Genomic DNA, 23,638 nt, shown 5'->3' with positions numbered 1-23,638 from the left:
GCCCGCCCCTAGGCTCGATGGCGTTACCGCTTCCGCCGCCGCCCCCCAGATCTACACTCGCGACGTCGTCGGCATCGTCGGCCTCGTCCTCGCGATCGTCCTCGTCCTCGCGCAGATCGGGCGGACCGCGCTCACCACGGCCATCCCGGTCCTCGCGTTCCAGGGCGGCTTCGACACCACGCAGATCGGGGCGCTCTTCGCCGCCCTCGGGGTCACGATGCTCGTGCTCGCGACGGCGACCGCGATCGTCGGCGTCATCGGCGTCGCGCGGAAGGACCGCGCCCGGCTGCTCTCGGCCGTCACGCTCGGCGTCGGCGCGAGCGTCGCGATCGTCGAGCTGGGCGCGCTCGTCGTCCCGCCCCTGGTCGGCCTCTCCCTCCAGTACTGACGAGGCCCGCCGGAGGGGATCCCTCCGCCCGCCCTCGCAGGATCCGCACGGCGCCGCGTCCGTTCCTCGCGCTCCGCTGCGCCGCGACGGCCCTGCCGGCTCCCCGGCGATGCGCCAGGATGGGGGGCATGACGACACGCGTGGACGGCCTCTTCGTCTACCCGGTGAAGGGCTTGACCCCGCAGCCGCTCCCCTGCGTCGAGCTCACCACAGGCCGCGGCGTCCCCTTCGACCGCACGATCGCCCTCGCCCGCCCCGGCGGCGCCTACCGGCCCGGCATGCGGCACGGCATATCCAAGCGCGAGTTCTTCGTCCTCGTCGCCGAGGCCCGCCTCGCCGGCCTGACCACGCACCTCGACCCCGACAGCGGAGTGCTCACCGTCGACGTCCGCGGCCACCGGGTCCTCTCCGCCGACCTGGGCGCGGAGGACGGACGGGCCGCACTGCGCTCCTTCGCCGCCCGCGTGCTCGACCTGCCGCCCGGCGTCGAGCCCGTGATCGCCCAGGACGCGGGGCGCCGCTACACCGACACGGCCCACAACTCCGATGTCGAGATGGAGTACGTCTCGCTGATCAACCTGGCGAGCGTCCGCGACCTCGCCGAGCGCACCGGCCGGAGCGTCGACCCGCTGCGGTTCCGCGGGAACATCCATCTCGAGGGGCTGCCGGCGTGGAGCGAGCTCGAGCTGCTCGGGCGCGAGCTGACCGCGGGCGGGCTGCGGCTGCGGATCACGAAGGCCACCGAGCGGTGCGCCGCGACCGAGGTCGAGCTGGGCACCGGTCGGCGCGACCTGCCGGTCCCCCGGCTGCTGCACGAGACCTACGGCCACGAGCTCCTCGGCGTCTACGCGGAGGTCCTCGACGGCGGCACGCTCGGCGTGGGCGACGAGCTGGTGCTCCGTGGCTGAGCTGCGGCTCGTGGTGGCCGAGCGCGAGGCGCTCACCCCGGCCGTCACCCGCTTCGTGCTGCGGAGCGAGGACGGCGCCCCGCTGCCCGGCTACTCGGCCGGCGCGCACCTCACGCTCACGACCCCCTCCGGCGAGCGCCGCAGCTACAGCCTCGTCGAGCCGGGATCCTCGGAGCCGTCGCACTACGCGATCGCGGTGCGCCGGGAGCCCGGGGGCCGGGGCGGATCGCGGAGCCTCCACGACGACGTCCGCGTCGGCGACGTCCTCTCCTCCGCGCCGCCCGCGAACACCTTCGTCCTCCGGCCCGCCGCCCGCTACCTCCTGATCGCCGGCGGGATCGGCGTCACCCCGATCCGCGCCATGGCCGCCGAGCTCCGGGCGCAGGGCTCGGCCGTGCAGGTCGTCTACCTCAGCCGCACCCCCGAGGACACCGCGTGGCTCGACGAGTTCTCCGCCGACGGCTCCCTCGTGCACCACAGTGCGATCCACGGCCGGCTCGACCTCTGGCCGCTCGTCGCCGAGCCCGACGACGACACCCGGATCTACTGCTGCGGTCCGTCCGCGCTGATCGACGAGGTCCTCGCCCTCACGATGCACTGGCGCCCGAGCCGGATCCACGTCGAGGACTTCGCGGGCGTCGACGCCGTCGGCGACCGAGCCGTCCCCTTCGCCGCCGTCTGGGAGCCGACCGGAGCCGTCGTGGAGGTCCCGGCCGACCGCTCGCTCCTCACCGCGCTCCGCTCCTCCGGGATCGACGTCGACTCCTCCTGCGAGTCGGGCACGTGCGGCACCTGCCGCCTGCGCCTCGTCGGCGGGAGGGCGGAGCACCGCGACCTGGTGCTGACCCCCGAGGAGCAGGACCGCTGGATCATGCCGTGCGTCTCGCGCTCCGCCGGCGGCGAGCTGGTCGTCGCCCCGGAGTGACGGAGCGACGGGGCCCGTCCCCACGCACGCCGGCCGACACGCGTCGGCCGTCGTGTGACGCCGCGTGACGGGCGCCCGGCGCCCGGTCCCCCGCATGCCTAGGCTCCCGGACGGGGGACCACGACCGTCACGACCGAAGGACTTCCGATGACCAGCACCTCCGTCCGCACCCAGCTCGACGAGTTCACCGTCGGCTTCGACGAGACGGTCGGCCCCGAGCTCGCCGCCGTCTTCTCCGGCGAGCGCGACGACCTCGTCGCCGCCGGCGCCCCGAGCGGAGCCGTCACCGCCGGCGACGCGCTCCCCGCCGCCTCCGTCGTGACCGTCGACGGCGACACCGTCGCCCTCGCGGACGTCCTCGGCGCGGGCCCGGCCGTCCTCGTCTTCTACCGCGGAGCCTGGTGCCCGTACTGCAACATCACGCTCAAGCACTACAACGAGACCCTCGCCCTCGAGCTCGCCTCGCGCGGAGTCGCCCTCGTCGCGATCAGCCCGCAGACCCCCGACGGGTCGCGCGCGGCGGTCGCGAACGGCGACCTGGGCTTCACCGTCGTCTCCGACCCCGGCAACACGCTCGCGAGCGCTCTCGGCATCGTCACCGCCCCCAGCGGCGACGCGCAGGAGGCGCACACCGCGCTCGGCTTCGCCGTGAAGGACAGCAACGCCGACGACACCCCGGCCGTCCCGTACCCGACCGTCCTGGTCGTCGACGCCGACCGGATCGTCCGCACGGCGGACGTGCACGTCGACTACACGACGCGCACGGAGACCGAGGAGATCCTCGCCGCTGTCGACGCGCTCTGACGCCTCCGCTCGCACCCTGAGCACGCGCGGCGGTCGAGCGCACCCCCTCGCCCGCCGCGCCGCCGCTCCCTAGGCTCGACCCGTGACAGCGGAGACGGACGTGCTCGTGGTCGGCGGCGGTCCGGTCGGACTGCTGCTCGGCGCGCTCCTGGCGCGGGCCGGAGTGGACGTGCAGGTGTGGGAGCGGCGCTCCTCGGTGCCGAGCGGCTCGCGGGCGATCGGCATCCATCCGCCGTCGCTCGACGCGTTCGCCGCGATCGGCGCCGATGCTCCCGTGCTGGCCGAGGCCACCCGGGTCCGCGAGGGCGTCGCGCGCAGCCGGGGCCGCACCCTCGGCACGCTCTCGTTCGCGCGCGCCTCCGCGACGCACCCCTACGTCGTCACCCTCGACCAGCACCGCACCGAGGCGATCCTCCGCGAGAGCCTCGAGGCGGCGGCCCCGGACGCGCTGCGCCCCGGGGTCGCGCTGACCGGCCTGCTCCGTCGGGGCTCGACCGTCGAGGCGACCGGCACCGGACCGGGCGGCGAGCCGGTCTCCGTCCGCGCCGCCTTCGTCGTGGGGGCCGACGGCGCCCGCAGCACCGTCCGCGATCTGCTCGGGATCCGCACCACCGGCCGCGACTACCCGGACCGCTACGTGATGGGCGACTTCGCCGACCCCGAGCCCGGCGGTCTCACCGGCACCGCGCTGGTCGACGTCGGTCCGGCCGGAGTGGTGGAGTCCTTCCCGCTCCCGGGCGGTCGGCGCCGGTACGTCGCCCTGAGCGGCCCGGACCGCTCCCTCGGCGCCCCCGCCTGGCGGCCCGAGGAGGCCCCCGACCAGGAGGCCGCGCGCGCCCTGGCCGCCGCTGTCCGCGACCGGACGGGCGCCGACGCCGACCCGGAGACCTGCACGATGCTCAGCGGCTTCCAGGTGCGGCGCCGCGAGGCCGAGCGGATGGGCGTCGGCCGCGTCGTGCTCATCGGCGACGCCGCGCACGAGATCAGTCCGATCGGCGGGCAGGGCATGAACCTCGGCTGGCTCGACGCCGCCGAGCTCGCCCCGCTCCTGGCCGGTGCCGTGCGCCGCGGCGAGGCCGGCCCCTGGCCCGGCTTCGCCCGGCGGCGCACCACCGCGGCCCGGCGCGCGGCGCGGCAGGCGGAGGCGAACATGGCCCTCGGACGCCCGCTCGGCTCGCTCGCGCACCGCGGCCGCGAGGCGTTCCTCCGCACCGCCCTCGCCCTGCCGACCTCGGACCTGCTCGCCCGCGTCTACGCGATGCGCTGGTCCTGAGGGCGGCCGGTCAGCCGACCAGCCGCGCGCCCGCCAGCCCGAGCTCGACCACCAGCACGAGCGAGGCCGCGATCACCAGCCGGAACAGGGTGCGCGTCGGCGGACCGGTCAGCACCAGGCGGATGCCCGCCGCGGCGAGCACGACCACCGCGAGGGTCCCGATCACCGCGAGCACCACGCCTGTCCCGCGCACCGGCTGGTCGCCGACGAGCTGTCCGACGAGCACGAGCAGCGCGGCCACCACCAGCGACCCGAAGGCGACGACTCCGGAGAGCCGCAGGCCGAGGCGGTGCGGGAAGCCGCGGACCCCGGTGGCCTCGTCGTCGACCAGGTCGGGGAGCACGTTCGTGCAGTGGATCGCGATGCCGAACACGGCGCCGGTCGCGATCGCCCACCAGGCGGGGAGCCGGCCGTCGCCCGCCGCGACCGCCACCACCGGCAGCAGCCCGAAGGCGACCACGAAGGGAGCGACCGACCAGACCGTGCGCTTGAGCCCCGCGTCGTAGGCCCAGCCCGCGGCGACCAGCACCAGGTGCGCGACCGCGGCGACCGGTCCGAGCAGCAGCGAGAGCACCACGGCGGCCGCCGCCGTCCCCAGTGCGGCGGCGCGGACGGCGCCCACGCCGATCAGCCCCTGCGCGACCGGCTTGTCGGTGCGCCCCACCGCGCGGTCGCGGTCGGCGTCGATCCAGTCGTTCGCGAGCCCGATCGAGAGCTGCCCGAGCAGCACGGCGAGCGCCACCAGCACGACCTGCCCGAGCGGATGCCCGGACGCCGCCGCGATCACGGTCGCCAGCACGGTGACCGTCACGGTCGGCCCGGGGTGCGACGAGGCCAGCAGGAGTCGCACCCGGGACGTCATCCCGCCAGCCTACGGTCGCGGCGGCACAGCGGGGCGCCGGTCGCGCTCCCCGCCCCGGAGCGGGATCCAGCGTGGTTCGAGCGCGGCGCCCTCATCAGCCCGCGACGGGAATGGCCCGGGATGGGGCAGGGTTGCACCACCCGGCATCCCGACTCAGGAAGAAGGCCTCGTGGACCTCGTGCACTGGCTGTTCGACGCGCAGATCGTCATCGGCGAGCAGACCGTCCTCTGGCGGGAGGTCATCGGCAACGTCTTCGGGCTCCTCAGCGCCCTCGGCGGGATGCGGCGGAAGGTCTGGGCCTGGCCCGTCGGCCTCATCGGCAACGTGCTGCTGTTCACGGTCTTCATGGGCGCCCTGTTCGGCACTCCCAACCCCGTCAACCTGCTCGGCCAGGCCGGGCGGCAGGTGATGTTCATCCTGGTCAGCGTCTACGGCTGGTACCGGTGGACCCACCGCCCCGACGACTCGACCACCTTGATCGAGCCGCGCTGGGCGTCGTGGCGCACCCGCGGCCTGCTGGTGCTCGGGATGGTCGGCGGCACCGCGGTGCTGACCCCGGTGTTCCGCGCGCTCGGCTCCTACGAGCCGGTCTGGAGCGACGCGTGGATCTTCGTCGGCTCCGTCCTCGCCACCTACGGCATGGCGAAGGGCTGGACCGAGTTCTGGCTCATCTGGGTGGCCGTCGACCTGGTCGGCGTGCCGCTGCTGTTCTCGGCCGGCTACTACGCGTCGGGGCTGATGTACGTCTTCTACGGCGCGTTCACCCTGGTCGGCTTCTTCGTCTGGATGCGGCAGGGCACCCGTCCGTCCGCCGCTCCGATCACGGTCGGCTAGCTCTAGCAGCCTGCCGCCGCCGGCGGAAGTGGCCGTGCGGGAGGCGCTGTCGGTGGTCCACTGGGAGCGGAGGCGCCCGCCTCCCCCACCCGGAACGGACGCCATGCTCTCCCTCGTCTACTCCAGCCGCACCTCCGCCGGCTTCACGGACGCCGACCTCCCCGCGCTGCTCGCCCAATGCCGCGCGAACAACGAGCGCCTCGGCCTGACCGGCATGCTCCTGCACCGCGACGGCCGATTCCTCCAGGTGCTCGAGGGGCCGGACGCGGTCCTGCGCGAGCGGATGGCCGTCATCGCCGCCGACGAGCGCCACGCGCAGCTGCGCACCCTCCTCGAGGAGCCGATCCGGGAGCGGCTGTTCCCGGAGTGGTCGATGGCGTTCGAGTCCGCCGCCGACGCCGACGCCGCCGGGCTCCGCACCTCCTTCGACGACCTCGACGACGCCGAGGCCGAGAGCGCGACGCTCCCGGCCCTGCGCGAGCTCATCCGCTTCTTCCGCGAGCGGAGCTAGGCGGAGCTAGGCGGAGCTAGGCGGAGCTGGGCGGAGCTGGGCGGAGCTGGGCGGAGCGATACGGGACGCCGGGATCGCGGCCGGTCCGCCGCCGGAACCCGACGCCCGTCAGTCCTCCGCCGAGGGAGGAGCGAGCCGGTCGAGCCGCGCCAGGAGCGGGGCGAAGCCGTCGCCGAGCAGGGCGCTCAGCGGCTCGCCGAACCAGAACCGCCAGACGGCGTCGAGCTCCTCGCCGGTGATCCGTCCTCGGCGCAGGAGGATGCTCGCGATCGGGGCCGCCTCAGACGCGTACTCGTCGCGGGGAGCGCCGTCCTCGCGACCCGGCTCGAGTCCGTACGGATCGACCCCGTCGAGCTCCCGCAGGACGGCCGCCACCCTCGCGTCACGCCGTTCCGCGGTCGCGCCGTCCTGATCCGTCGGTGCTCGGCGCTCCATCGCGAGAAGGTACCGAGCCCACTCCTCGTCGTCCATTCGTCGTCTCCGATCTCTCCGGATGCCGCGCCTTCTCGAGGCCTTTCTCTTCCTTCGGCGCCGGCTTGTCGAGGCACGGGGGAACCGCCTCTCCGACGGCTTGTCATCCCCCCGCGAGAAAGGCGCGGACGCCTTCCCGCGTCAGCCCCGAGGCGACGGCGAGCCGGTGCTCTCCGGCCCCGAGTCGGGCGGCTCCGCGGAGGGCCGCGGCCCTTTCTCCGCCCTCGCCGGAAGTCCCGCTCCGGAATGCCGCGAATTCCGCGGACACCCGATCGAGAGCGTCGACGACATCGCCGGACACGCTCTCCGGCGGCTCGCCGAGATCGATTCGCCAGCCTCTCCCGGACTTCTCGTCGCTGTCGTTCACACGCAGGAAAGTACCCCGGACCGCAGGGCAGCGCCTGTGATCGCCCGACGCCGTCGCGCCCCAGGGATCCGTCGTCGACGTCCGAGCACACACGCCTCCCGGTCCGGAGAGGACGGCCTTCGAGGACTGTCCCGCGGACCTCGTCGCCGTGCTCCGCTCCGATGCGGCCTTCGCCTCGGCCGAGGTCTTCGACGGCTGACCCGACCGCGTCGACCACCCGCTGCGACGACCGCGGGGCGGAGGCGCGGATCGCGTCGTTCCGGCGCGCCCGCACCAGCGGTGCCGGAACGTCCGACCGATCCGGGAGCGGCACCCGTCCGAGCCGTCGAGGTTCCGTCGGTGTGCAGGCCCCCGCGCCGAGGGACGTAAAGTGTGCTCACACGCGCCCGCGGACGGGCGAGCCGCCAGTGAGGGCGCCCCGGTCCTGCGTCGGAGGCGCCGATCACAGAGAGCCGCGGTGCCCGATGCCGGAAGACAAGCCCGCGTCGCGGGCGCCGAGCATCTACGACGTCGCCCGCGCGGCCGGCGTCTCGCACCAGACCGTCTCCCGGGTCCTGAACGACCACCCGAGCCTCCGCGCCGAGACGAAGAAGCGCGTGCTCGAGGTCATGGCCGAGCTCGACTACCGCCCCAACCTCGCCGCGCGGGCACTGGTCACCAGCCGCACCCGCACCGTCGGCGTGCTGTCCTCGCAGAGCCTGCAGTACGGTCCGGCCTCCAGCATCCAGGCCATCGAGGTGGCGGCGCGCGACGCGGGCTACCTCGTCGTCACAGCCAACGTCGACGGCACCGACGGCGCGTCGATCCAGGCCGGGATCCGGCATCTGCTCAACCAGGCGGTCGAGGGCCTCGTGGTCGTCGCCCCGCAGATCCGCGTCTTCGACATCCTGTCCGGAGTCGCGCTGCGCATCCCGCACGTGACGCTGCAGACGAGCGAGGACGACCGCGACGACGCGCTCTACGTCGACCAGATGGCCGGCGCCCGCATCGCCACCGGGCACCTGATCGACCTCGGGCACACCGAGATCGTGCACCTCGCCGGCCCGCAGGACTGGATCGAGGCCGAGGCGCGGATGCGCGGCTACCTCGCCGAGCTCGACCACCGCTCGATCCCGCTGCGCCCGCCGCTGCTCGGCGACTGGAGCGCCGAGCGCGGCCACCGCGTGGGCCTCGAGCTCTCGCGCTTCCTCGACTTCACCGCGGTGTTCGCGGGGAACGACCAGATGGCGCTCGGACTGATGAGCGCGTTCCACGAGCGCGGGGTCCGCGTGCCGGAGGACGTCAGCGTCATCGGCTTCGACGACATCCCCGAGGCGGCGTTCTACTGGCCGCCGCTGACCAGCGTCCGCCAGGACTTCGTGGAGCTCGGACGCCGGTGCGTGGCCGCACTGCTCAGCCTGATCGAGGGCGACCGGCCGGAGAAGGCGGCGCCGATCGCTCCGCAGCTGGTCGTCCGCGGATCCACGGCCGTCCCCCGGAGCGCGAGCGTCACCGCCTCGCGCTGACCGGCGGCCGCGACGCCCTCGCGCCGCGACCGCCCGGGATCACTCGCCGTGAGCGGCGATCGACACGTCGTTCCAGCGCTTCCAGGTCTCGAGGCGCGACTCGTAGTCCGCCGTCGCGATGCCCAGCGGCGCGCGCCCGAAGAAGATCCGCAGCGGCGGCTCGTCCGCGTCCACGACCGCGAGGATCCCGAGGCGCGAGGCCCGCGGGTCGCCCTGCTGAGCGGCGGAGGGGCGTCGGCTCGCTGCCTCCCGGACCTCGTCGTACGCGGCGATCGGCTCGCTGCGCGACGCGGAGGGACCGGACCAGTCGGTCGAGTACCCGCCGGGCTCGACGAGGGTCACGTGGATCCCGAAGCCGGCGACCTCGGCGGCCAGCGACTGGGTGAAGCCCTCGAGCGCCCACTTCGACGCGTGGTACGCGCCGATCGAGGGGAACGCGCTGATGCCGCCGATGCTCGACACCTGGACGATGTGGCCCGAGCCCTGCTCGCGGAGGATCGGCAGCGCGGCCTGGGTGACCCAGAGGGCGCCGAAGACGTTGGTCTCGAGCTGCGCGCGGAACTCCTCCTCGGTGAGCTCCTCGATCATGCCGAAGTGCCCGTAGCCGGCGTTGTTGATCACGACGTCCAGTCGGCCGAACCGGTCGGCCGCGGCCTGCACGGCGGCGAAGCCGGCCTCGCGGTCGGTCACGTCGAGGGTCAGCGGGAGGAACGTGTCCGGGTACTCCTCGACGAGGGCGTCGAGGGTCTCGATCCGGCGGGCGGTCCCGGCGACCGAGTCGCCGCGCTCGAGCGCCGCCTCGGCCCACTCGCGGCCGAAGCCCTTCGAGGCGCCGGTGATGAACCAGGTCTTCGTCATGGTGTGCGTCCTTTCGACAGTGCTGGACGCAACGCCGACGGCTCCGGCTCCCTTCCGGGGCCGGGGACCCTTGACAGCACCGCTCCGAGAGCGGACGACGCGCCGCGGGTGTCCCGTTACCGAGTCGAGACGTGCGCGTTGACACGAACGGCGCCGTCGGGTCTAGCATGACGCAATGTGATCGCTCACATGGCATCACATCTCCGCCCCGATCCCGAGGGCGGCCCTGCATCCACTGCATTCAATGACGAAGGAATCACAGTGACCACAATGAAGCGCGCTCTCATCGCCGGCATCGCCGGCGGAGCGATGATCCTCTCCCTCGCCGCCTGCTCCTCCGGAACCGGTGGCGGCTCGGGCTCGGGATCCGGCGACGGCGGCCTCGTCGGCGTCGCGATGCCGACCAAGTCGTCCGAGCGCTGGATCGCTGACGGCAACAACGTCAAGTCGCAGCTCGAGGAGGCCGGCTACAAGGTCGACCTGCAGTACGCCGAGGACGACATCCCCACCCAGGTCTCGCAGCTCGAGAACATGATCACCAAGGGCGCCAAGGCCCTGATCGTCGCCTCGATCGACGGCACCACCCTCACGAGCGTGCTCGAGGAGGCCAAGGCCAACGACATCCCCGTCATCGCCTACGACCGCCTCATCCGCGACTCCGAGAACGTGGACTACTACGCCACGTTCGACAACTACAAGGTGGGCGTCCAGCAGGCCACCTCGCTCCTCGCGGGCCTCGGTCTCACCGACCTCACCGGCGCGAAGGCCGCCGACGCCCCCGCCGGCCCGTTCAACGTCGAGCTGTTCGCCGGCAGCCCCGACGACAACAACGCCACGTTCTTCTTCAACGGCGCGATGGACACCCTCCAGCCGTACATCGACGACAAGACGCTCGTCGTGAAGTCCGGCGAGACCGACTTCAACACCGTCGCCACGCTGCGCTGGGACGGCGAGGTCGCCCAGAGCCGCATGGAGGACATCCTCACCAAGACGTACTCCGACGGCTCCAAGGTCCAGGGCGTCCTCTCGCCCTACGACGGCCTCAGCCGCGGCATCATCTCGGCTCTGACCGACGCCGGCTACACCGTCGGCTCCGACTTCCCCATCATCACCGGTCAGGACGCCGAGCTCGACTCCGTCAAGGCGATCATCGCCGGCGAGCAGTACGCGACCATCTACAAGGACACCCGCGAGCTCGCCAAGGAGGCCGTGAAGATGGCCCAGGCCGTGCTCGAGGGCACCGAGCCCGAGGTCAACGACACCGACACCTACGACAACGGCAAGAAGGTCGTCCCGTCCTTCCTGCTCGAGCCGGTCATCGTCACCAAGGACCAGATCCAGTCCGTCCTCGTCGACGGCGGCTACTACACCGACGCGGAAGTGAACGGCTAGTCCTCTCTCCTCACCCGAGAAGGAACACCCCGGGAGGGCGCCCACCGGGCGCCCTCCCCCACTACGAAGGAAGGGAGGCGGCGTGACCTCGAACATCCTCGAGATGCGCGGCATCACCAAGACGTTCCCGGGCGTGAAGGCGCTCCAGGACGTCACGCTCAACGCACAGCGCGGCGAAGTCCACGCGATCTGCGGGGAGAACGGCGCCGGCAAGTCGACGCTGATGAAGGTACTGTCGGGCGTCTACCCGCACGGGACCTACGAGGGCGACATCGTCTTCGAGGACGAGGTGATGCAGTTCGCCAGCATCCGCGACTCGGAGGCGAAGGGCATCGTCATCATCCACCAGGAGCTGGCCCTCAGCCCCTACCTCTCCATCGCGGAGAACATCTTCCTCGGCAACGAGGTGCGCGGCTTCGGCGGCCTGATCGACTGGAACAAGACCAACCAGGAGGCGGCGGCGCTGCTGGCCCGCGTGGGTCTGCGCGAGAACCCGACCACCAAGATCATGGAGATCGGAGTCGGCAAGCAGCAGCTCGTCGAGATCGCGAAGGCGCTCTCGAAGCGGGTCAAGCTGCTCATCCTCGACGAGCCCACCGCGGCCCTGAACGACGAGGACTCGGACCACCTGCTCGACCTGATCCTGCACCTCAAGGAGCAGGGCATCACGTCGATCATCATCAGCCACAAGCTGAACGAGATCAAGAAGATCGCGGACACCGTCACGGTCATCCGCGACGGCAAGACCATCGAGACGATCGCTCACGACGACGTCACCGAGGACCGCATCATCAAGGACATGGTCGGCCGCGACCTCGACCACCGCTACCCGGACCACACGCCGCACATCGGCGAGGAGATCCTGCGCGTGGTCGACTGGACGGCCCACCACCCCCAGGACCCGACCCGCGTCATGGTGGACAAGGTCAACCTGACGGTGCACCGCGGCGAGATCGTCGGCATCGCCGGGCTCATGGGCGCCGGGCGCACCGAGTTCGCGATGAGCCTCTTCGGCCGCTCCTACGGCAGCCGCATCTCCGGCCAGGTCTTCAAGGCCGGCAAGGAGATCAAGATCCGCAACGTCTCGGAGGCGATCGCCCACGGGCTCGCCTACGCGACCGAGGACCGCAAGCACTACGGCCTCAACCTCATCGACGACATCAAGCGGAACATCTCGCTCGCGTCGCTCGACAAGGTCGCCCGCGGCGGACTCGTCGACGACAACCGCGAGTTCGAGGTCGCCAACGAGTACCGCGGCAGCATGAACATCAAGTCGCCGACCGTGCTCGCCAAGACCGGGAAGCTCTCCGGCGGCAACCAGCAGAAGGTCGTCCTGTCGAAGTGGATCTACTCCGACCCGGACGTCCTCATCCTCGACGAGCCCACCCGCGGCATCGACGTGGGTGCGAAGTACGAGATCTACACCATCATCAACCGGCTCGCGGCGCAGGGTAAGGGGATCATCGTCATCTCCTCCGAGCTGCCGGAGCTGCTCGGCATCTGCGACCGCGTCTACGCGCTGTCGGAGGGCCGGATCACGGGCGAGCTGCCCATCGCCGAGGCGACGCCCGAGGCGGTCCTCACCCTCATGACCCAGGAGAAGCAACGATGACCGATCTGCAGAACGAACCGTCCACCGCGGCCGGTGCGCAGGTGAAGCCCACCGAGAACGCCTTCACGAAGCGCCTCAGCCACGTGCTGGGCGACCTCGGCAAGAACGGCATCTTCATCGCCCTCATCGTGGTGGTGCTGCTGTTCGAGGTGATGACCGGCGGAATCCTCCTCCGCCCCCAGAACATCTCGAACCTGATCGTCCAGAACGGCTACATCCTGATCCTCGCCATCGGCATGGTGATGGTCATCGTGGCCGGGCACATCGACCTCTCGGTCGGCTCGGTCGCGGCGTTCGTCGGAGCGATCTCGGGCGTCTTCGCGGTCAACATGGGTCTCCCGTGGTGGCTGTCGATCATCCTCTCCCTCCTCATCGGCGCCCTGGTCGGAGCGTGGCAGGGCTTCTGGATCGCCTACGTCGGAATCCCGGCGTTCATCGTGACCCTGGCGGGCATGCTGATCTTCCGCGGCCTGGCGCTCGTCGTCCTCGGCAACGCGAACATCGGCTCCTTCCCGACCGAGTACCGCGCGCTGGGCAACGGCTTCCTCACCGACCTGTTCGGCGAGACCGACCTCGACCCGCTGTCGCTCGTCATCGGCGCGCTCGCGATCGTCGCCTTCGCCGTGCAGTCCGTGCGCACCCGCCGCGGCCGCCAGAAGTACGCGCAGAGCGTCGAGCCGGGCGCCTGGTTCGTCACCAAGCTCGTCCTCGTCTCCGTCGTGATCGCGGCCTTCTCCTTCGCGCTGGCCACCTTCAAGGGCATCCCGGTCACCCTGATCGTGCTCGCCGTGCTCGTCCTGATCTACGGCGTGGTCATGAACCGCTCCGTCTTCGGCCGCCACGTCTACGCGATCGGCGGCAACCTGCACGCCGCGGAGCTGTCCGGCATCAAGACCCGCAACGTCACCTTCTGGCTGTTCGTCAACATGGGCGTCCTCGCGGCGCTGGCCGGCCTCGTCTTCACCGCGCGACTCAACCTCGCCGGCCCGAAGGCGGGCGACGGCTTCGAGCTCGAGGCCATCTCGGCCGCGTTCATCGGCGGCGCGGCGGTCCAGGGCGGCGTCGGCACCATCGGCGGCGCGATCATCGGTGGCCTCATCATCGGCGTCCTGAACAACGGCATGTCGATCATGGGCATCGGCATCGAGTGGCAGCAGGCGGTCAAGGGCCTCGTGCTCCTGCTCGCGGTCGCCTTCGACGTCTACAACAAGCGCCGCTCGGGCGGACGCTAGGCCCTGCGGTCGTGCCCGACTGGTCGCGGTTCCTGCCGCTGAGCACCGGGCCCTCGGTCGACGAGACGGGCGTCAGCAACGACTGGCGCCCCCTCGTCGCCGAGAGGCTCGACCGCCTCGCCGTCCTGGCCGCCTCGCCCTCCACCACGGAAGGCGAGGCGGCCAGTGCCGTCTCCCGGGACGCCCTGCTCGGAGAGCTCGTCGTGCGGCTCTCGAGCAGCACCGGCCAGCGCCTCGCGACGCGGATGGGCGCCCGCGAGGCCTCCTCCCCTCCCCCTGCCGCCGAGATCGCCCCGGCCCTGGCCGCTCTCGCCTCCGCTCGCCGCGCCGGCGCGGGTCCCCGCTCGGTCGCCGAGCTGGTCGAGGTCGTCCGCGTCGAGCTCGCGCTCTCCCCCGAGCCGCTCGCCCTCTCCTCCCGCATCACCGGCGGGGTGGCCCTGGACCGCCTGCAGCGCGCGCCGCTCGCGATCCGCGCCGCCGTCCGCGGTCGCACCCTCGCTCCGACCGACGCGGAGTGGGAGCTCGGCTCCGGCCCCGCCCTGCGCGTGCCGGCCGACGCGATCCTCCGCTTCCTGCTCGGCCTCGGGCCCTTCCCCGCCGAGCCGACCGCCTAGGCGGCGCCGCCTCCTGCCCCCGGGCGGAGGCGGCGCCGCGCCGGTCGTAGCATCGGAGGATGACGCGCTCACTGCCGAGAAGCACCCCGTCCGCCCGCTCCGTCGACGCCGAGGGAGTGCTGGCCTTCGTCGAAGGCGTCGAGGCCGCTCCCGGCGTCGAGCTGCACGGCCTGATGGTCGTGCAGGGCGGCGACGTCGTCGCCGAGGGCTGGTGGGCGCCGTACTCGGCCGAGCGGCTGCACCTCTTCTACTCGCTGAGCAAGAGCTTCACCGCGACCGCCGTCGGCCTCGCGGTCGCCGAGGGCCTGGTCGACCTGGACGCCACCGTCCTCTCGTACTTCCCCGAGCTCGACGACGAGATCACCGACCCGCGCTCGCGTGCGATCCGCGTCCGCCACGTCCTCGCGATGGCGAGCGGCCACTCCGCCGAGACGATCGACCGCGCCGAGGAGACGGACCCGGCCGACCTGGTGCGCGGCTTCCTCCTCCTCCCGCCGGAGCAGGAGCCGGGCAGCGTCTTCGCCTACAACCAGCCCTGCACCTTCGCCGCCGCCGCGATCGTTCAACGCGTGAGCGGGCAGTCGCTGACCGACTACCTGCGCCCGCGCCTGCTCGATCCGCTCGGCATCGGCGAGGTCGCCTGGCATCGCGACGACTCGGGGCGCGAGCTCGGCTACAGCGGGCTGCACGCCACCACCGAGGCGGCAGCTGCGCTCGGACTGCTGTACCTGCAGGAGGGGCGCTGGGGCGACCGGCGGATCCACTCGCCGGAATGGGTCGCCGAGGCGTCCCGCGCGCACGTCCCGACCCACGAGGACGGCGGACCGGACTGGCAGCAGGGCTACGGCTTCCAGTTCTGGCGGTCGCTGCACGGCTACCGCGCGGACGGCGCGTACGGGCAGTTCAGCCTGATCGTGCCCGAGCACGAGCTCGTGATCGCGCTGACCGGCCAGACCTCGGACACGCAGACGCTGCTCGCGCTCGCCTGGGAGCACCTGCTCCCCGCCGTCGGCCGAGGGTCCACGGCGGAGGCCGACGCCCGACTGGCCGACCGGCTGTCGGAGCTCGCCCTGCCCCCGCTCGAGGGCGCCTCCCCCGCGACCGGGAGCTACACGCCGGTCGGATCGTGGCCCGACGCCGTCGAGGTGACGGCCGACGAGGGCGGCTGGACGCTCGCGCTGACCGAGGGCGACGAGCGCTTCACGGTGACGCCCGGCGCGGGAGCCTGGACCGTCGACGGGCCGTTCGCGGCGAGCGCCGGACCCTCGGGCGACGGCGTCCTGGTCGACGTCGTGTTCCTCGAGACCCCGCACCGCCTGCACGTCGAGCTCGCTCCCGACCGCACCGCCCGCGTCCGCTGGGAGACGGAGCCGCTGCACGGCGGCCCGCTGGCCAGGCTGCGCGCCCCGCGCTGACGGCAGGGCCCGCTCCGCTCCTCCGTCGCGGACGCCCGTCCGCCCCTCGGCGACGGGCCGTTCGCGACGGATCGAGAGGGGTCGCGCTCGGCCGTGCGGACCGCGCGCATCGGGCGGTGCTCACCGGGGGTCGACGAGTCGAGGAGCGGAGTGGGCACGAGGGTCCTTCCTGGGGGGCGGCGCTCTGGCACAATCGTCGGAGCGCTGCTCCGGAACATTGCGGAGCACTGCTCCGGAACGTGGTGGAGCTGCGCTCGGAGACATTACGGAGCGCCGCTCCGAAAAGCAAGGAGGACCGATGAGCGACCGTGTGCCCCGCACGCCCGGCCGACCGCGGACGAGTCGCGACGCACTGCTCGCCGCCGCGGCGACGGTGTTCGTGGCCTCCGGCGTGGACGCGCCGGTCCGCGAGATCGCGGCGGAGGCCGGCGTCGGCATGGGGACGATCTACCGGCACTTCCCGACCCGCTCGGAGCTCGTCGTCGCCGTCTACCGCCACCAGGTCGAGGCCTGCGCGGAGGCGGGCCCACGGCTGCTCGCCGACAGCGCGACCCCGGAGGCAGCCCTCAGGGCCTGGGTCGCCCACTTCGTCGACCTCCTGGTGACCAAGCACGGCCTCGCCGGTGCGCTCCAGGGCGACAGCGCCGGATCCGACGCCCTGCACGCCTACTTCGTGGAGCGGCTCGTCCCCGTCTGCGGCGACCTGCTCGAGGCGGCACGACCCGCCCGGATCCCGGCGTCGAGTCTCAGCGGCTACATGCTCCTCAAGGGCATCGGCAACCTCTGCATCGGCGCCGCCCACGATCCGGACTACGACGCCGACACCCTCGTGCAGGCCCTCGTCACCGGAGCGCTGCAGGCGGATCAGCCCTGATCGCCTCCACGGTCCGCTCGACCGCGTCCTCGACCGCCGCCCTGCGGCTCGCGTCGTCCTCGCGCTCGGACTCGTGGACGAAGACGGCCCCGCCGCGCCGGGCTCCGCAGTAGTCGATGATCCCGTGCTGGATCTGCGTCAGCAGCGCCTGCTTGTAGCCGTGCCGCTCGTAGGTCCCGGCGGAGTCCCCCGCGACGAGGACGAGGTGGACGGTCAGAGCGCCGAGCCTGCGCTGCGTGCCGTGGACGGGGTCGATGTCGAAGGCCCACCCGGCGAGGAAGACGCGGTCGATCCAGCCCTTCAGCAGCGCGGGCATCGACCACCAGTAGACGGGGAAGACGAGCACGAGGTGGTCCACGCCGTCGAGCCGGCGCTGCTCGCGGAGGACGTCGTCGGGAACCGGGCCGACACCGCGGTAGCGGTCCCGGTCGGCCGCGCCGAACCGCGGGTCGAAGCCCTCGGCGTCGAGGTCGGCCGTCTCCACTCCGTCGGGGCCGAGCTCCTCCCGCAGCCGCCGGGCGAGGGCGGCGGTGAGGGAGTCGCGGTCGGGGTGCGCGGTGACGAGGAGGGTGCTCACCGCTCCAGTGAACCGCACCCGCCCTGCGGCACCCCTGGCAGGATGACCCGGTGACTCCGCACCGCTCCCCCAGCCGCCCCGACGTCGTCTCCGTCGAGCTCGTCGGCGGACCGGAGCCGCTCGAGCTCGCCCTGCACCAGCACGACCCCGAGTGGTCCGCCCTGTTCGAGGAGCACCGGCGGCGCATCCTCGGGGCCGTCCCGGGCGTGCGTGTCGAGCACATCGGCTCGACCTCCGTCCCGGGCCTGCCCGCGAAGCCGATCGTCGACGTGCTCGTCGTCGTGCCCGACGTCACGGCGGAGGAGGACCACGTCGCGCCGCTGCTCGCGGCCGGCTACGTCCTGCGCACCCGGGAGCCCGGGCACCGGCTCGTCCGCACGCCCGGACGGGACGCCCACGTCCACATCTACGAGGAGGGTCATCCCGCGATCGACGCGTACCTCCTCCTGCGCGACCGGCTGCGCACCGACCCGTCCGACCGCGAGCTCTACCGCAGCACGAAGGCGTCTCTCCTCCTCCGGCGCTGGGAGGACGGGAACGACTACGCCGAGGCGAAGTCCGCCGTGATCGCGGCCATCCTCGAGCGCGCGAGATCCTCGCAGCCCTGAGATCGATATCCGGAAGAACTGACCGGGCTCGACAGCGCTCGCCACGCGGTCGGCGGCTAGGCCGCACCGCACGTTCGATCGCCTCGAGCCCTCCGGCTCGGGGGCGATCGCGGTTCGGGTGTCGGAGCTTCCGAATGTCCATATGTGAAAACCTAGGGGTATTAGGATCAACGCGTGCCCCGTCGCTCCCTCACCCGCTCCGCCGTCATCGATCGCGCCGCCGCGATCGCCGACGCCGATGGTCTCGCCGCCGTGACCCTGGCCGCCGTCGCCCGCTCGCTCGAGGTGCAGACGCCGAGCCTCTACACGCACGTCCGCGATCTCGCCGCACTCCGCGACGGCGTCACGGTCCTGGCCCTCGACGAGCTGTCCGACCGCATCGCCGTCGCGATCGCCGGACGCTCCGCCCGGGAGGCGCTGGACGGCTTCGCCGACGCCCACCGCTCCTTCGCGCGCGAGCGGCCGGGCCTGTGGGAGTCGCTGCAGCGCACTGCGGGGCCGGACGCGGTCGCCGCCCCGGCCGCCCGCCGCGTCGTGCAGCTCACAGATGCGGTCCTCCTCGGCTACGCGATCCCCGCCGAGGACCGGGTGCACGCCGTCCGAGTGACGGGCGCCGCTCTGAACGGCTTCCTCACCCTCGAACGGCTCGGGAGCTTCGCGCACAGCAGCCCGACCCCCGCGCAGTCGTGGAGCGAGCTCCTCGCCTGCCTGCACTTTCTTTTCAGCCACTGGACCCGCCGGAAGGACATCCCCGCATGATCAGCACACCCCTCACCGAACGGCTCGTCGACGGCGCGATCGAGCTGGAGGAGGTGCCCCGCGGAGTCCGGCCGCACCGCCTCCCCCGCGCGGTCCGCGAGCGCGATGCGGATGCGCAGCTCCTGCTGATGGAGGCGCAGCCCTCGGGTGTCCGGATCTCCTTCGTCACCGAGGCGCGACGGATCGAGCTCGACGTGCACGCGACACGGGTCGCCTATCGGGGGCTGCCCCGGCCGCGCGGCGCAGTCGACGCGGTCGTCGACGGCGAGATGACCGCCTCCCACGCGCTCACCGGAGGCGACGCGATCGAATTCGACCTCGCGACCGGTGACCGGGCCCTCCTCCCCGGACCTCTCGACACGGTCGGGCTCGACCTCCCGGCCGGGCCGTCTCGCGTGGAGCTGCTCCTCCCGCACAACGAGGCGGTGGACCTCGTGGCCCTGCGCTCCGACGCACCGCTCGAACCCGCGCCGCTCTCCGGCCCCGTCTGGCTGCACCACGGCAGTTCGATCAGCCAGGGCTCGAACGCGGCGCGCCCCTCGGGCATCTGGCCGGCCGTGGCCGCCCGGGCGAGCGGCGCCCGCCTGGTGAACCTCGGCTTCGGCGGGAGCGCACTCGTCGACCCCTTCACCGCTCGCGTGATGCGGGACACTCCTGCCGACCTGATCAGTGTCGCGCTCGGCATCAACCTCGTGAACCTCGACGGCATGCGCCGCCGCACCTTCGTGCCGGCGGTGCACGGCTTCCTCGACACGATCCGCGAGGGCCATCCCGCGACGCCGCTGCTCCTCGTCACTCCGCTCTTCTGCGGGATCCACGAGGACACGCCGGGGCCGGGCGACGTCGATCCCGCGTCCTTCACGACCGGGGCGCCGCGCTTCGTCGCGACCGGCGACCCGGGCGACACCGCGAACGGACGGCTGACCCTGCGGATCGTCCGCGAGGCGCTGGCCGAGGTCGTCGCCGCGCGCTCCGACGACCCGGACCTGCGACTGCTCGACGGGCTCGCGCTCTACGGGCCGGACGACGCCCAGCGGCTCCCGCTCCCGGACGGCCTGCACCCGGATCCGGAAGCGCACGAGCTCATCGGCCGCCGGTTCGCGGAGCTCGCCTTCGGCCCGGGCGGGGCGTTCGCGCCGGAGCGCTGAGCGGCCAAGACGGAGCCCGGGCGGCCGTCCGACGCCCGGCCGTCGGTCGATCAGGATGTTGACGTCATCAGACCCTCGTGGAAGCGTGATGTTTGCGTGAACATGCGCGAAGTCCCCGGTGCAAAGGAGCACAGCATGACGTCTCGACCACGAACGGCCGCCGCGGCGGTGGCCGCGCTGCTCGTCGCAGCACTCCTGGGAACAGGAGCGCAGTCGGCCTCGGCCGCCGTGGCCACGGATCCCGACGACGGAGTGCCGCGCACCTCGACGCCCGTGACCTACACCGACCACCCGGCGGTCCAGGACCCGGGCAGCACCGCGGCCGGCTACTTCCAGCCCTACTGGTACGACACCGACGGCCGCCACATCCAGGCGCACGGCGGCCAGATCGTCACCGTCGAGGAGGGCGGTCAGCAGGTCCAGTACTGGTACGGCGAGGACCGCACGAAGGGCTACTGGAACAGCCCCGGAGTCGCGGTCTACCGCTCCACCGACGGCCACAACTGGGAGAACAAGGGCACCGCGCTGCGCAGCGTCTCGGCTCCGGCCGACCTCGAGGCCCCCTACTTCGACGCGCTCTACGACACCGTCGACGACTCCGGAGCCCCTCGCGCCGACCGCATCGCGGAGCTCGACTACCACCTCGACACGACGCAGGCCTCGCCGAACACCGCCATCTTCGAGCGCCCCAAGGTCCTCTTCAACGAGAAGACCGGCAAGTGGGTCATGTGGTGGCACTCCGACGGCCGGACCACGCCGGGCGGCAGCACCTACGCGCGCTCGATGGCGGGAGTCGCCGTCTCGGACAGCCCGACCGGGCCCTTCACGCTCCAGGGCGTCTACCGCCTCTACAACCGCACGGACTACAAGGCCTGCACCACCTCCGCCGTGCCCGGGCAGGCACGGGACATGACCGTCTTCCAGGATGAGGACGGCACCGCGTACATCTCCTACTCCTCCGAGGAGAACTACTCGCTCTACGTGGCGAAGCTGGACGCCGACTACACCAACGTCGAGCGGACCACCACGACCGACACCCTCGACGCGAACCAGTACTCGGCCGACGGGACGTACCCCTACGTCTTCGCCGACGGTGCGGCCGGAGCACCGGTGCGCGGCACCGACTTCCAGATCGTCAAGGAATGCGGACACCTCGAGGCGCCCGCGATCTTCGCCAACGGCGGCAAGTACTACACGATCGCCTCCGGGGCGACCGGCTGGGCGCCGAACCCGCAGACCTACTACACCGCCGACTCGATCCTCGGCGCGTGGACCCGCGGAGTCGAGAAGGGCGACGCCGACGAGAACGTCGCCTACAACGCGATCCCGGAGGGCGGCGACGGCCTGCTCTCGATCGGCGACTCCCGCAAGACCACCTTCGGCTCGCAGTCGACGAACGTCCTCACCCTCGCTCCCGGGAAGTACGTCTACATGGGCGACCGCTGGAACGAGGGCAAGTCGGACTCGACCTACGTCTGGCTCCCGATGACGGTCGGTGAGAACGGCCGCCTCGAGATGCGGAATCCGGCTCAGGAGGACCCGGCGCGCTGGAGATCCGGCTGGAACCTCTCCTACTGGGACGACAAGGGGGTCGGCGAGGGCGTCTGGTCGGTCGTGGACGCCCGTCTGCCGAAGCAGGTCCGCCGCGGCGCCGACATCGCCGCCGCGCTCCCCTCGACGGTCTCGGTCGCGAGCAACGGCTCGACCCGCGACGTCGCCGTGACCTGGGCGGCCCCCGGCCCCGCCGAGCTCGGCACGGTGCAGGTGACGGGCACGCTCGCCGCCGACGCCGGATTCTCCTCCGGCCGCCGCTTCACCCGCACGATCGAGGTGGCGGAGCCGGGCATCGCGAACCTCGCTCCCGGAGCGTCCGTCGCGGTCTCGAGCCGCACGGACCTCGCCGGCAAGCTCATCGACGGCGACGTCAAGGGCAAGGGCTGGGACGACTGGTCCTCGGCCGGCTACCCGCGCGACAGCCGCCTCTCCTTCTCCTGGGGCGCGGCGCAGAACCTCGACTCGGTGACGGTCAGCACCTACAAGGACGGTGCGACCGCCACCTGGCCCTCGAGGATCGAGGTCGAGTACCAGGTGAACGGCGCATGGACGACCTCCTCGGTCGCCACCACCCTCAGCCAGGCCGCGACCGGATCCGCCCCGACGGCGATCCTCGACCTGTCCTCCCTGCCCGACACCACGGGCCTCCGCCTGCACCTCACCAGCGCGGCGAACACGTGGCAGTCGGTCTCGGAGGTGCAGATCTGGGGCACCGCGCCGCCGACGAACGTCTGCCGCGTCCCCGGAGCCGCGGTCTCGGCGTCGTTCAGCCAGACGAAGTACGCGACCCTCCCCGCGAAGAACGCCTGCGACGGCAACGTGAGCACCCCCTGGTCGACCTGGACCGACGGAACCTTCGCCGGCAGCGCCGAGTTCACGCTGACGAACACCGAGGCGCACCGCGTCGCCGGGCTCACCTTCACCAACACCGAGGGCACCCTGGCGTCGGTGAGCGTGGCCTACCGCGCCGAGGACGGCACCTGGAAGCCGACCACCGCGCAGAACGTCGCTCCGGCGGCGAACGGCACGCTGACCACGATCCCGTTCGCGGCGGTCTCGGCCACCGGCCTGAAGCTGACCTTCTCCACGCCGGGCTCGTTCCTCAAGATCGGCGAGATCGTCGTCCCCGAGGCGGCCGCCCCGGCGCTGACGGTGCCGGTGACCGTGACGTCGCGCTGCGTCGCCGGGAAGGCGGTGCTGACGGTCCTCGCCAAGAACGGCGGCACCGCTCCGATCGACGTCGCGATGGCCTCGGCCTACGGCTCGAAGACGGTCACCGCGGTGGCCGCGGGCGCGAGCGGATCGGCCGCGTTCACCACCCGCCTCGCGAGCATGCCGGGCAGCCAGGTGACGGTGACCGCCACGGCGGGCTCCGAGACCCTCGCGCAGACGGTGGCCTACCCGGCCCGCGTCTGCTGAGCGCACGGCGGCCGGTCGACCGGCCGTGACGGAGGAGGGGGTGCCCGCGGGCGCTCCCTCCTCTGCGTGTGCGGCGCATCATCCGACGCGCAGGGCGAGTGCGGGCTCGATGTGCGCGGCTCAGGGCACCAGATGCCGAAGGACGTGCCGGGCCTGGGCGGGAGCGCCGTCACGTCGATCTCCGCGGGCGAGAAGGAACGGCCGCTCCCCCGCAGGCGCTCCCCGAGAAGGAGATCGGTCGCCTGATCGATCCGGCTCAGCGCCGCCTCGTCGAGGAGGTGGGCGCACGAGCATGGCCGAGCCCGCTGGCGCGCTCCGCGGCACTCCACCCGGAAGCGGGGGTGCAGAGCTCTTCACGCTCCTGGTAGTAATCACAGGCGGGCGCATCGCAGAGCCCGCAGAACTGGACCGTCCGTGACCCGCACCACCCGCGCTCTCGCCGCGTTCGTCCCGACGACGACCCTCGTGCTCTCCGTGGTGTTCGCCTCCGCCGCACTCGCGCCCGAGGCGATGACCGCCCCGGAAGCGGTGTCGACGCCGACCGCCGCCTCGCCCGCGGAGGATGCGGCGGCGACTGCGGACTCCTCCGCTCCCGGTGCGGGATCCGGCGCCTCCGACCGCCGCTCCTCGAGCCCCTCCTCCGCGGACCCCGTCGACCCCGCGCAGCCGACGACCGGCTCCTCCCCCGCGGACCGGGTCCTCGCCGGTGAGGGGATCGGCGGCGTCG

Annotated in this window: 23 protein-coding genes and 1 pseudogene; 19 read left to right on the top strand and 5 right to left on the bottom strand. The window is 72.6% G+C overall.

Annotation, left to right across the window (positions count from 1 at the left end; genetic code table 11):
- The 5 genes from C5C57_RS18220 to C5C57_RS15955 all read left to right on the top strand — a co-directional run.
- Positions 1-388: hypothetical protein (locus C5C57_RS18220; RefSeq protein ID WP_181069238.1), on the top strand; the 388-nt coding region annotated here is incomplete at its 5' end.
- A 128-nt stretch (positions 389-516) separates the two neighbouring features.
- Positions 517-1,296, top strand: coding sequence for an MOSC domain-containing protein (locus tag C5C57_RS15970; protein WP_181027207.1), 780 nt, complete (start codon positions 517-519; stop codon positions 1,294-1,296).
- Positions 1,289-2,221 carry a PDR/VanB family oxidoreductase gene (locus C5C57_RS15965; RefSeq protein ID WP_104247730.1) on the top strand — a complete coding sequence of 311 codons (933 nt, stop codon included), beginning with the start codon at positions 1,289-1,291 and terminating at the stop codon, positions 2,219-2,221. Before C5C57_RS15970 ends, C5C57_RS15965 begins: the two co-directional genes overlap by 8 nt.
- 147 nt (positions 2,222-2,368) lie before the next feature.
- On the top strand, positions 2,369-3,025 hold the full coding sequence (locus tag C5C57_RS15960; protein ID WP_104297849.1) for a peroxiredoxin-like family protein: 657 nt from the start codon (positions 2,369-2,371) through the stop codon (positions 3,023-3,025).
- 82 nt (positions 3,026-3,107) lie between these two features.
- Positions 3,108-4,298 (top strand): NAD(P)/FAD-dependent oxidoreductase, encoded by a 1,191-nt coding sequence (locus tag C5C57_RS15955; protein WP_104247728.1) that lies wholly within the window; start codon positions 3,108-3,110, stop codon positions 4,296-4,298.
- A 10-nt stretch (positions 4,299-4,308) separates the two neighbouring features.
- On the opposite strand, the gene C5C57_RS15950 is transcribed toward C5C57_RS15955, so the two are convergent.
- On the bottom strand, positions 4,309-5,160 hold the full coding sequence (locus C5C57_RS15950) for a UbiA family prenyltransferase (protein WP_104227404.1): 852 nt from the start codon (positions 5,158-5,160) through the stop codon (positions 4,309-4,311).
- Positions 5,161-5,329: 169 nt separating this feature from the next.
- On the opposite strand from C5C57_RS15950, the gene pnuC reads away from it, so the two are divergent.
- Together pnuC and C5C57_RS15940 are read left to right on the top strand one after the other, a co-directional pair.
- Entirely contained in the window at positions 5,330-5,995 is a 666-nt protein-coding gene (pnuC, locus tag C5C57_RS15945; RefSeq protein WP_104227403.1) for a nicotinamide riboside transporter PnuC, read from the top strand.
- 103 nt (positions 5,996-6,098) lie between these two features.
- Entirely contained in the window at positions 6,099-6,506 is a 408-nt protein-coding gene (locus C5C57_RS15940) for a BLUF domain-containing protein (RefSeq protein WP_104227402.1), read from the top strand.
- A 108-nt stretch (positions 6,507-6,614) separates the two neighbouring features.
- Here C5C57_RS15940 and C5C57_RS15935 read toward each other — a convergent pair whose 3' ends face one another.
- Positions 6,615-6,941: a hypothetical protein gene (locus tag C5C57_RS15935; RefSeq protein ID WP_146082449.1), complete on the bottom strand. Its 327-nt coding sequence runs from the start codon at positions 6,939-6,941 to the stop codon at positions 6,615-6,617.
- Between the two features lie 139 nt (positions 6,942-7,080).
- A complete protein-coding gene (locus C5C57_RS15930) occupies positions 7,081-7,344 on the bottom strand; it encodes a hypothetical protein (protein ID WP_104297847.1) in 264 nt (87 codons plus the stop codon).
- A 464-nt stretch (positions 7,345-7,808) separates the two neighbouring features.
- Between C5C57_RS15930 and C5C57_RS15920 the strand changes: the two genes are divergently transcribed.
- Entirely contained in the window at positions 7,809-8,849 is a 1,041-nt protein-coding gene (locus tag C5C57_RS15920) for a LacI family DNA-binding transcriptional regulator (protein ID WP_104234510.1), read from the top strand.
- Between the two features lie 39 nt (positions 8,850-8,888).
- On the opposite strand, the gene C5C57_RS15915 is transcribed toward C5C57_RS15920, so the two are convergent.
- Complete coding sequence (locus tag C5C57_RS15915) at positions 8,889-9,707, bottom strand: SDR family oxidoreductase (protein ID WP_104227398.1); 819 nt, start codon at positions 9,705-9,707, stop codon at positions 8,889-8,891.
- 270 nt (positions 9,708-9,977) lie between these two features.
- Between C5C57_RS15915 and chvE the strand changes: the two genes are divergently transcribed.
- From chvE to C5C57_RS15885, 6 genes are all read left to right on the top strand, one after another.
- Positions 9,978-11,099: a multiple monosaccharide ABC transporter substrate-binding protein gene (gene chvE, locus C5C57_RS15910; protein WP_104227397.1), complete on the top strand. Its 1,122-nt coding sequence runs from the start codon at positions 9,978-9,980 to the stop codon at positions 11,097-11,099.
- 82 nt (positions 11,100-11,181) lie between these two features.
- Positions 11,182-12,711 carry a multiple monosaccharide ABC transporter ATP-binding protein gene (gene mmsA / locus C5C57_RS15905; protein ID WP_104247724.1) on the top strand — a complete coding sequence of 510 codons (1,530 nt, stop codon included), beginning with the start codon at positions 11,182-11,184 and terminating at the stop codon, positions 12,709-12,711.
- On the top strand, positions 12,708-13,943 hold the full coding sequence (mmsB, locus tag C5C57_RS15900; RefSeq protein ID WP_104227395.1) for a multiple monosaccharide ABC transporter permease: 1,236 nt from the start codon (positions 12,708-12,710) through the stop codon (positions 13,941-13,943). The genes mmsA and mmsB overlap by 4 nt, the downstream gene beginning before the upstream one ends.
- Positions 13,944-13,954: 11 nt before the next feature.
- Entirely contained in the window at positions 13,955-14,557 is a 603-nt protein-coding gene (locus C5C57_RS15895; RefSeq protein WP_104234507.1) for a hypothetical protein, read from the top strand.
- Positions 14,558-14,616: 59 nt separating this feature from the next.
- Complete coding sequence (locus tag C5C57_RS15890) at positions 14,617-15,972, top strand: serine hydrolase (protein WP_104247723.1); 1,356 nt, start codon at positions 14,617-14,619, stop codon at positions 15,970-15,972.
- A gap of 298 nt (positions 15,973-16,270) precedes the next feature.
- Positions 16,271-16,846: a TetR/AcrR family transcriptional regulator gene (locus C5C57_RS15885; protein WP_104227392.1), complete on the top strand. Its 576-nt coding sequence runs from the start codon at positions 16,271-16,273 to the stop codon at positions 16,844-16,846.
- Here C5C57_RS15885 and C5C57_RS15880 read toward each other — a convergent pair.
- Positions 16,815-17,423 (bottom strand): NAD(P)H-dependent oxidoreductase, encoded by a 609-nt coding sequence (locus C5C57_RS15880; protein WP_104247722.1) that lies wholly within the window; start codon positions 17,421-17,423, stop codon positions 16,815-16,817. The genes C5C57_RS15885 and C5C57_RS15880 overlap by 32 nt on opposite strands.
- Before the next feature lie 50 nt (positions 17,424-17,473).
- On the opposite strand from C5C57_RS15880, the gene C5C57_RS15875 reads away from it, so the two are divergent.
- The 5 genes and pseudogenes from C5C57_RS15875 to C5C57_RS15855 all read left to right on the top strand — a co-directional run.
- A complete protein-coding gene (locus tag C5C57_RS15875; RefSeq protein ID WP_104247721.1) occupies positions 17,474-18,031 on the top strand; it encodes a GrpB family protein in 558 nt (185 codons plus the stop codon).
- A 174-nt stretch (positions 18,032-18,205) separates the two neighbouring features.
- Entirely contained in the window at positions 18,206-18,790 is a 585-nt protein-coding gene (locus C5C57_RS15870) for a TetR-like C-terminal domain-containing protein (protein WP_104224976.1), read from the top strand.
- Positions 18,787-19,938: a GDSL-type esterase/lipase family protein gene (locus C5C57_RS15865; RefSeq protein WP_104247720.1), complete on the top strand. Its 1,152-nt coding sequence runs from the start codon at positions 18,787-18,789 to the stop codon at positions 19,936-19,938. The genes C5C57_RS15870 and C5C57_RS15865 overlap by 4 nt, the downstream gene beginning before the upstream one ends.
- A 135-nt stretch (positions 19,939-20,073) precedes the next feature.
- Positions 20,074-22,911, top strand: a complete 2,838-nt coding sequence (locus C5C57_RS15860; protein ID WP_104297845.1) for a discoidin domain-containing protein — start codon at positions 20,074-20,076, stop codon at positions 22,909-22,911.
- 414 nt (positions 22,912-23,325) lie between these two features.
- Positions 23,326-23,638: pseudogene (locus C5C57_RS15855) on the top strand (hypothetical protein); the annotation flags it as partial.

Source organism: Rathayibacter sp. AY1C5, from assembly GCF_002931705.1.
Taxonomy (GTDB): Bacteria; Actinomycetota; Actinomycetes; order Actinomycetales; family Microbacteriaceae; genus Rathayibacter.
Note: the sequence above shows the minus strand (reverse complement) of the source record. Positions and strands in the feature narration are given on the sequence as shown.

What these genes read in the sequence shown, in the direction of transcription:
- C5C57_RS15970 (WP_181027207.1), top strand. Translation starts at nt 517, where the DNA reads ATGACGACACGCGTGGACGGCCTCTTCGTCTACCCGGTGAAGGGCTTG.
- C5C57_RS15960 (WP_104297849.1), top strand. Translation starts at nt 2,369, where the DNA reads ATGACCAGCACCTCCGTCCGCACCCAGCTCGACGAGTTCACCGTCGGC.
- C5C57_RS15950 (WP_104227404.1), bottom strand. Translation starts at nt 5,160, where the DNA reads ATGACGTCCCGGGTGCGACTCCTGCTGGCCTCGTCGCACCCCGGGCCG.
- C5C57_RS15940 (WP_104227402.1), top strand. Translation starts at nt 6,099, where the DNA reads ATGCTCTCCCTCGTCTACTCCAGCCGCACCTCCGCCGGCTTCACGGAC.
- C5C57_RS15935 (WP_146082449.1), bottom strand. Translation starts at nt 6,941, where the DNA reads ATGGAGCGCCGAGCACCGACGGATCAGGACGGCGCGACCGCGGAACGG.
- C5C57_RS15920 (WP_104234510.1), top strand. Translation starts at nt 7,809, where the DNA reads ATGCCGGAAGACAAGCCCGCGTCGCGGGCGCCGAGCATCTACGACGTC.
- C5C57_RS15915 (WP_104227398.1), bottom strand. Translation starts at nt 9,707, where the DNA reads ATGACGAAGACCTGGTTCATCACCGGCGCCTCGAAGGGCTTCGGCCGC.
- chvE (WP_104227397.1), top strand. Translation starts at nt 9,978, where the DNA reads ATGAAGCGCGCTCTCATCGCCGGCATCGCCGGCGGAGCGATGATCCTC.
- mmsB (WP_104227395.1), top strand. Translation starts at nt 12,708, where the DNA reads ATGACCGATCTGCAGAACGAACCGTCCACCGCGGCCGGTGCGCAGGTG.
- C5C57_RS15890 (WP_104247723.1), top strand. Translation starts at nt 14,617, where the DNA reads ATGACGCGCTCACTGCCGAGAAGCACCCCGTCCGCCCGCTCCGTCGAC.
- C5C57_RS15885 (WP_104227392.1), top strand. Translation starts at nt 16,271, where the DNA reads ATGAGCGACCGTGTGCCCCGCACGCCCGGCCGACCGCGGACGAGTCGC.
- C5C57_RS15865 (WP_104247720.1), top strand. Translation starts at nt 18,787, where the DNA reads ATGATCAGCACACCCCTCACCGAACGGCTCGTCGACGGCGCGATCGAG.
- C5C57_RS15860 (WP_104297845.1), top strand. Translation starts at nt 20,074, where the DNA reads ATGACGTCTCGACCACGAACGGCCGCCGCGGCGGTGGCCGCGCTGCTC.